Consider the following 7,350-nt stretch of genomic DNA (forward strand, 5'->3'; position numbering starts at 1 on the left):
GGTCGGCACCGCGCCCGCAGAGGCGAGCACCATGATCGCTCCGGTCACGGCCGCACTGACACACCACACGCCAAACCGGGTCATGCCTGATTCCTCCCCATGAAACACACGGTCCGCCCGCGTCAATGGCGCATCCTGCACCATCCGGGTCGATCCGACCAGAGGGACGAACCCGGATACGGTGGCCGGGTGCTGATCCTCGACGACCTCGGCGACGCCGTCGACCTGCCCCGCCCCCCGGTGCGGATCGTGTCCCTGGTCCCCTCGATCACCGAGGCCCTGGCCACCGATCTGCGCCAGCGCCTGGTCGGCGCCACCGACTGGTGCACCCACCCGGCCGACCTCGACGTCACCCGCGTTCGCGGCACGAAGAATCCCGACCTCAAGGCCGTCCGCGCGCTCGAGCCCGACCTGGTCGTCGCCAACAAGGAGGAGAACCGCGCGCTCGACGTCCGACGCCTCCGCGACGCCGGCGTACCCGTGTGGGTCACCGACATCGAGACGGTGCCGCAGGCGCTCGACTCGCTCGACCGGCTGTACGAGAGCGCCCTGCAGGTCGCGCGACCGGAGTGGCTGGCCACGGCACGGGCGCGCTGGGACCGTTCGCTTCCGCCGACGCGGGGGCGGGTCGTCGTACCGATCTGGCGGGATCCGTGGATGGTGGTCGGACCGCGCACCTTCACCGGCGACCTGTTGCGGCGCCTCGGCTGGGTCCCTGTGTACGACGACGGCGAGGACCGCTACCCGGCCGTGGACCTGGCCGCGATCGACCGGGCCGACGTCGACCTCGTGCTGCTGCCCGACGAGCCCTACGTCTTCACCGAGGACGACGGGCCCGAGGCGTTCACGCAGGTGCCGACGCGACTCGTGTCCGGCCGCCTGCTGACCTGGTACGGCCCGGCGATGGTCGAGGCGTACGACCTGCTGTCATCCTGAGCCGCATGCGCAACGCTGCCGTACGGCTCGCCCTCGTCGCCGTCGGCTTCCTGTCGTTCCCCGGCAGCGCGTTCTTCCTCGACGGGTCCGACGAGTCAGGATCCTTCATCCTGCCGGTGGCCGCCGCTGCCAGCGTCGCGATCGGAGCCGTGGTGGGGCGGTGGGGCCTCGACCCGGCACTCACCGCCCGTGATCGATCGGTGGCCGGGGCGCTCTGGGCCCTCCTCGGCGTGGTTCTCAGCCTCGGCGCCTACTTCGTCCTGCTCAGCTCGATCGGATCCTGAGCAGGCTGCCCGGTCCCGCATTGCACCCTGTCGTGCGTGTCACACGGCCCGACACCGTCTCGTAACCACCGAGCAGGAATTCAGAAACCTCACTGGATCACAGTGAACTCATGAAGAAGACGACCTCCCCTGAGACCCAGACCGCGGTTCGTCACCTCGAGTCGGTTGACGCCCCCACCTCGGGCACCACCACCGACGCCGAGGCCGCTGCGGCCAACGCCATCGCTCGACGTGCGGCCCTCCGCGACCGTCACGCCCAGCGCCTCACCACCCTGATGGAACAGCGCCGCGACCTGCGCGGCGTCCACCAGCTCGCTGACTTCGTGGACGACGCGATCCGCTGGACCGCCTGACCCTGGGTCAGCGGCGTCGGCGCGCCGTGCCGAACAGGCCGCGCGCGATCTCGGCAGCAGCAGTTCGCATGAACTGCTTGAACGCCGAGGACTTCACGACGTCGCTGACCAGGCCACCGTCATCGGCCTTGCGGCGTACGCCCGAACCACTGGACCGGGGCGCGGACCTCTCCTTGTCGGCCTTCTCGACGACCTTCTCCTGCGCCTCGGCCTCGGCCCGGGCGCCCTCCTCCAGCCTCTTCGCGAGGAGCTCGCGGGCCGACTCGCGGTCGACCACGGTCGAGTACGTCGCGAAACGGGGGCTGGCCTTGACGGTCGCCTCCATGGACTCGGTGGTGCTCGGCGCCATCAACGACTCGGGCGCGCGCAGCCGGGTCCAGGCGACGGGCGTCGGCGCACCGCGTTCACCCATCACCGTCACGATCGCCTCGCCCGTGCCGAGTGTCGTCAGCACCTCGCCGAGGTCGTCGTACTCGCTGTTGGGGTAGGTGTTGACGGTCGCCTTGAGCGCCTTGGCGTCGTTCGGCGTGTGGGCACGCAGCGCGTGCTGGATCCGCGATCCGAGCTGCGCCAGCACTTCGTCGGGTACGTCGGTGGGGCTCTGTGTCACGAAGAAGACACCCACGCCCTTGGAGCGGATCAGCCGCACCGTCTGGGCGATCTGCTCGAGGAACGGCTTGGACGCGTCCCGGAACAGCAGGTGCGCCTCGTCGAAGAAGAACACCAGCTTCGGCTTGTCGACGTCACCGACCTCGGGCAGGTCGTGGAACAGGTCGGCCAGCAGCCACATCAGGAACGTCGAGAAGACCGCCGGCCGCTCCTGGAGGTTCGGCAGCTCGACCAGGCTGATCAGGCCGCGCTCGTCGCCCGCCATCTGGAGCAGGTCGGCCGAGTTGAACTCCGGCTCGCCGAAGAACGCCTCGGCGCCCTGGTCCGCGAAGGTGATCAGCTCGCGCAGGATGACCCCGGCGGTGGCGGCGGACAGCCCGCCGAGCTCCTTGAGCTCCGGCTTTCCCTCGTCGCTGGTCAGGTGCTGCACGACCGCGCGCAGGTCGGCGAGGTCCAGCAACGGCAGGCCGGCCTTGTCGGCGTAGTGGAAGACCAGCCCGAGGCTGGACTCCTGGGTGTCGTTGAGGCCGAGGATCCGGCTGAGCAGGATCGGGCCGAACGAGGAGATCGTCACCCGGATCGGGATGCCGATGCCCTGGCCGCCGAGCGCGTAGTACTCCACCGGGAAGCCGGTCGCCGTCCACGTCTGGCCGACCGAGGTGGTCCGGGCGATCAGCTTCTCGTTCGACACGCCCGGCGTGGCGAGACCGGAGAGGTCACCCTTGATGTCGGCGGCGAAGACCGGGACGCCGGCGGCGCTGAGCTGCTCGGCCATCAGCTGGAGGGTCTTCGTCTTGCCCGTACCGGTCGCACCGGCGACCAGGCCGTGCCGGTTGAGCATCGAGAGCGGGATCCGGATGGTGCTGCCGGTCAGGCCGTCGGGGCCGGTCATCAGGCCACCGAGCTCCAGCGCAGGGCCTTCGAAGGCGTACCCGGGGGCGATCGCCGCCTCGAGGGCGCTGGTTGCTGCCGGGGCGGCGGGAGCTGCCGGAGCGGCGGGGGCCGCCGGGGTGGCGGCGGGGGCGGGCGTCTCGGCTGCGGGCGTCGGCTCCTGGGTCATGGCCCGAACTCTAGAGGGGAAGTGGGATCGACAGCGGCGACTGAGGCGCGGCACCTAGACTCGCCAGCAGTGATCTTCAAGCGCGTGGGCGTCGGGCGTCCCTATCCCGACCATGGGCTCACCTCCCGGGGATGGGCTGCCGTGCCCCCACGCCAGGTGCGCCTCGACGAGCTCGTCACCACCAAGGAGACGCTGCAGCTCTCCTCACTGCTCGACGACGACTCGACCTTCTACGGTGACTTGTTCGCCCACGTGGTGTTGTGGAGGGATGAGTTCTATCTGGAGGACGGGTTGCACCGTGCCCTGCGTGCCGCCCTGCAACAGCGCAACGTGCTCCACGCCCGCGTCGTCCGGATGGAGGGCTGACGCGTGACACTCGACGTCCGCGAGAGCAGCCGCTCCGCCATCACCCTGGCCGTGCTGGGCGTGGTCTTCCTGGCCGGCCTGACCTGGGCCTGGTCCCGCGTCACCGAGCCGTTCCCCGAGCGTGCCGAGGCGGCGCCCTGCACCAGCACACTGATCCGGGCGGGCGAGGACGTCGCCCCGCCCCAGGTCCTGGTGACCGTGCTCAACGCCGGTGGCGGCAACGGGCTCGCGAGCACCACCATGGCCAAGCTCGCGGGGTTCGGCTTCGTCGCGGGCAAGACCGGCAACGCCCCGAACGGCACCGCCCCGCTGGCCGCGCAGGTGTGGGCGAGCGACCCCGAGGACCCCGCGGCGATGCTCCTGGCGTCGTACCTCGGCAAGAACGTGGAGATCGTCGACCAGCCGTCGGGCTACCCCGGCATCACCATCGTGGTGGGCAAGAAGTTCAAGGGCGTCCGCAAGGGACACCCGACGGTCACCGCACAGGACGACAGCTACGTCTGCACGCCGCCGCTGAGCACCGTGCCCGACGCGGCCTGACGGGCTACCGCCGGGCTGGCGGGTTGTCGTCGCCCAGCCACTGCGCGAGCCGCCCGCCTGCACTGACCTGGCGGAGCCGTTGCTCGGTCGCTTCGCGCTGCTTGCGTGGCGTCACCACGATCATGTCGTCGCCGTGGCGCAGGACGGTACGACGCTCCGGCACCGTGGCCTCGCCGTCGCGCACGATCATCGACACACTGGCTCCCACGGGCAGGCGCAGCTCGCCGACCTCCACCCCGTGGAGCTGCGACTTGGGACTGATGGTGACCTGCAACAGGTCCGCCGCGACCCGGTCGAGCGGGGCCGCCTCCACCTCGATCCCCCGCGGCTCCGAGCGTCGGGCCACCTTCAGGATCCGCGCCGCCAGCGGCAGGGTCGGGCCCGTGAGCAACGTGTAGACGATGACCATCACGAAGACGATGTCGAACAGGCGGGTCGCGCCGTCGACGCCTTCGGCGAGCGGGATGGTCGTGAGCACGATCGGCACGGCGCCCCGCAGGCCTGCCCACGACATGAAGCCGAGCTCGTTCCAGGGCGTGTGTTCGCCGAACGGCCGGAGGACGCCGGCGCTGACCGCCACGGACACCGGGCGCGCCACGAACGTCAGGATCAGGCCGGCGACGACCGCGAGGCCGACCACGTTCCACGTCAGGCGGTCGGGCGACAGCAGCAGGCCGAGCATCACGAACAGCCCGATCTGGGCGATCCACGCCAGCCCTTCGACGAAGGACCGCGTGGTGCCCCGGTGGGGCAGGTCGGCGTTGCCGAGGGCCAGCGCGGCGACGTAGACCGCCGCGAACCCGCTGGCGTGCACGGCCGCCGCGGCGCCGTACGCGACGAGGGTGAGGCAGAGGATGGCGATGGGATAGAGGCCGGACGACGGCAGGGCCGCGCGGCGCATCACCCAGGCACCGCCGAACCCGGCGGCCAGGCCGAACGCGACGCCGGCGATCAGCTCGTAGATGACGATGCCGGTGCTGCCGAGCAGGCCGTGCTCGGCGAACGCCCCCGACGAGACGAGGGTGACGATGACGACCGTCGGCGCGTCGTTGAGGCCGGACTCGGCCTCGAGGGTGCCGGAGATGCGCTTGGGCAGCGGCACGACGCGGAGCACCGAGAACACGGCCGCGGCATCGGTGGGCGAACAGACCGCACCCAGCAGCACGGCCAGCTCCCACGGCAGGCCGAGCAGGTAGTGCCCGCCCACCGCCACGATCGCGACCGAGATGACGACGCCGAGGGTCGCCAGGGACAGCCCCATCCGCATGGCCGGGCGCGCGTCTGGCCAGTTCGTCGTGAGGCCACCCTCGGCGAGGATGATCGCCAGCGCGGCGAAGCCGAGGGCGTGCGCCAGCTGCGCGTCCTCGAAACCGATCCCGACCCCGCCCTCACCGAGCGCGACACCCATCAGCAGGTAGACCAGGAGGCTGGGCAGGCCCACGCCCGAGGACAAACGGACGGCGAGGACGGCCAGCAGCGTCACCCCGGCACCCACCAGGACGAACGTGTCGAGCTGATGGACATCGAACGTCAAGAGGGCACCTCAGGGTCACTCGGCTCTCGTCGGGTGGCGGGTACGTAGTCTATCGGTAGAACACGCCGAGCGCGTCGGGAGACGCGTCTCCGGCAGCTTGCTGCCCGTCCGGCGACGTAGACGTGGTCGGCAAGTAGAACATGTTCTAGATTAGGACCATGACGACTGCCACGCCCGCCGGTTTGACCCTCCCCGCGACGGTCCCCGCCGACCAGTTGACCGAGGATGCCGAGTCCTTCGACGTGGTCGTCGTGGGCTTCGGAATCGCGGGCGGGTGCGCGGCCCTCGAAGCAGCCCGCGACGGCGCCAGCGTCCTCCTGCTCGAGCGTGCGGCGGTTCACGGCGGCACGTCCTCGATGTCGGGCGGCCACTTCTACCTCGGCGGGGGTACGGCGGTGCAGCGGGCGACCGGGCACGACGACCCGGTCGAGGAGATGGTGCGCTACCTGATGGCCAGCACCAAGGACCCCGACGAGCAGAAGATCCGCGCGTACTGCGAGGGCTCGGTCGAGCACTTCGACTGGCTCGAGGCGCTCGGCTTCGAGTTCGAGCGCTCCTTCTTCCCCGGCAAGGCCGTCATCCAGCCCGGCACCCAGGGCCTGATGTACACCGGCAACGAGAAGGTCTGGCCGTTCCGCGAGGACATCGCGCCGGCGCCGCGCGGCCACAAGGTCCCGGTCCCCGGTGACACCGAGGGCACCCGGATCGTGATGGACCTGCTCCGCGACCAGGTCGAGAAGGCCGGTGTCGAGGTCCGCTACGAGACCGGCGCGACCAACCTGGTCGTCGACGGCGACCGCGTGGTCGGCCTGGCCTGGAAGTCCTTCGAGCAGACCGGCCTGGTCCGGGCCGGCGGAGTGGTGATCGCCGCTGGCGGCTTCGTGAACAACCAGGACATGGTCGACCACTACGCGCCGGCGCTGAAGTCCGCGACGTTCACCCTCGGGTCGACGTACGACGACGGGCTGGCCATCCGGCTCGGCGAGTCCGTGGGTGCGGCCCTCGAGAACATGGACGAGCCGTTCATCACCGCGCCGTTCTACCCGCCGTCCGACCTGGTCAAGGGGCTGATCGTGAACCGTGACGGCCAGCGGTTCGTGGCCGAGGACAGCTACCACGCGCGGACGTCGTACGAGGTCCTGCGCCAGCCGGGCGGGGTCGCCTTCCTGATCGTCGACAGCGACCACTACGAGGAGCAGCGGATGTCGCTGGCCCCGCTCAAGGACGGCTTCGAGACCATCGAGGAGATGGAGTCCGGCCTCGGCCTGCCCGAGGGATCACTCGTCGCGACGATGGCCAGCTACAACAAGCACGCCGCCGCCGGCGAGGACCCGGACCTGCACAAGCACCCCGACTGGCTCGCCCCGCAGACCACCGCGCCGTGGGCGGTCCTGGAGCTGAGCCTCGGTGTCGCCTATTACGCCGGCTTCACCCTCGGCGGCATGGCCACGACCGTCGACGGCGAGGTACGACGCCCCGACGGCTCGGTCATCCCCGGCCTGTACGCCGCCGGTGCGTGCGCCTCCAACATCGCCCAGGACGGTGCGGGGTACTGCTCGGGCACCCAGCTCGGGGAGGGCTCGTTCTTCGGGCGCCGCGCCGGTGCTGCGGCGTCTCGATACGCTCGCTGACGCTCGCTACTCGACGAGCATGCTCGTCGAGTAGCCG

8 protein-coding genes are annotated in these 7,350 nt (G+C 70.7%); 6 read left to right on the forward strand and 2 right to left on the reverse strand.

What is annotated here, in order from left to right:
* The first annotated feature begins 189 nt into the window (after positions 1-189).
* The 3 genes from ACOADB_RS26045 to ACOADB_RS26055 all read left to right on the forward strand — a co-directional run bounded on the left by ACOADB_RS26045 (position 190) and on the right by ACOADB_RS26055 (position 1,573).
* Positions 190-936, forward strand: a complete 747-nt coding sequence (locus tag ACOADB_RS26045; RefSeq protein ID WP_378605824.1) for a helical backbone metal receptor — start codon at positions 190-192, stop codon at positions 934-936.
* A gap of 5 nt (positions 937-941) precedes the next feature.
* Positions 942-1,220: a hypothetical protein gene (locus tag ACOADB_RS26050; protein WP_378605827.1), complete on the forward strand. Its 279-nt coding sequence runs from the start codon at positions 942-944 to the stop codon at positions 1,218-1,220.
* A gap of 110 nt (positions 1,221-1,330) precedes the next feature.
* Positions 1,331-1,573, forward strand: coding sequence for a hypothetical protein (locus tag ACOADB_RS26055; RefSeq protein ID WP_378605830.1), 243 nt, complete (start codon positions 1,331-1,333; stop codon positions 1,571-1,573).
* 7 nt (positions 1,574-1,580) lie between these two features.
* Here the strand turns inward: ACOADB_RS26055 and ACOADB_RS26060 are convergent, their stop codons facing one another.
* Positions 1,581-3,242 (reverse strand): helicase HerA-like domain-containing protein, encoded by a 1,662-nt coding sequence (locus ACOADB_RS26060; RefSeq protein ID WP_378605833.1) that lies wholly within the window; start codon positions 3,240-3,242, stop codon positions 1,581-1,583.
* 69 nt (positions 3,243-3,311) lie between these two features.
* On the opposite strand from ACOADB_RS26060, the gene ACOADB_RS26065 reads away from it, so the two are divergent.
* Together ACOADB_RS26065 and ACOADB_RS26070 are read left to right on the forward strand one after the other, a co-directional pair.
* Complete coding sequence (locus tag ACOADB_RS26065; protein ID WP_182378076.1) at positions 3,312-3,608, forward strand: type II toxin-antitoxin system VapB family antitoxin; 297 nt, start codon at positions 3,312-3,314, stop codon at positions 3,606-3,608.
* A 3-nt stretch (positions 3,609-3,611) separates the two neighbouring features.
* Complete coding sequence (locus ACOADB_RS26070) at positions 3,612-4,148, forward strand: LytR C-terminal domain-containing protein (protein ID WP_378605836.1); 537 nt, start codon at positions 3,612-3,614, stop codon at positions 4,146-4,148.
* Positions 4,149-4,152: 4 nt separating this feature from the next.
* On the opposite strand, the gene ACOADB_RS26075 is transcribed toward ACOADB_RS26070, so the two are convergent.
* Positions 4,153-5,682, reverse strand: coding sequence for a potassium/proton antiporter (locus ACOADB_RS26075; protein WP_378605839.1), 1,530 nt, complete (start codon positions 5,680-5,682; stop codon positions 4,153-4,155).
* Positions 5,683-5,840: 158 nt separating this feature from the next.
* Between ACOADB_RS26075 and ACOADB_RS26080 the strand changes: the two genes are divergently transcribed.
* Positions 5,841-7,313 carry an FAD-binding protein gene (locus ACOADB_RS26080; RefSeq protein ID WP_378605842.1) on the forward strand — a complete coding sequence of 491 codons (1,473 nt, stop codon included), beginning with the start codon at positions 5,841-5,843 and terminating at the stop codon, positions 7,311-7,313.
* Positions 7,314-7,350 lie beyond the last annotated feature (37 nt).

Source organism: Nocardioides sp. CPCC 206348 (genome assembly GCF_048654705.1).
Classification (GTDB): Bacteria; Actinomycetota; Actinomycetes; order Propionibacteriales; family Nocardioidaceae; genus Nocardioides.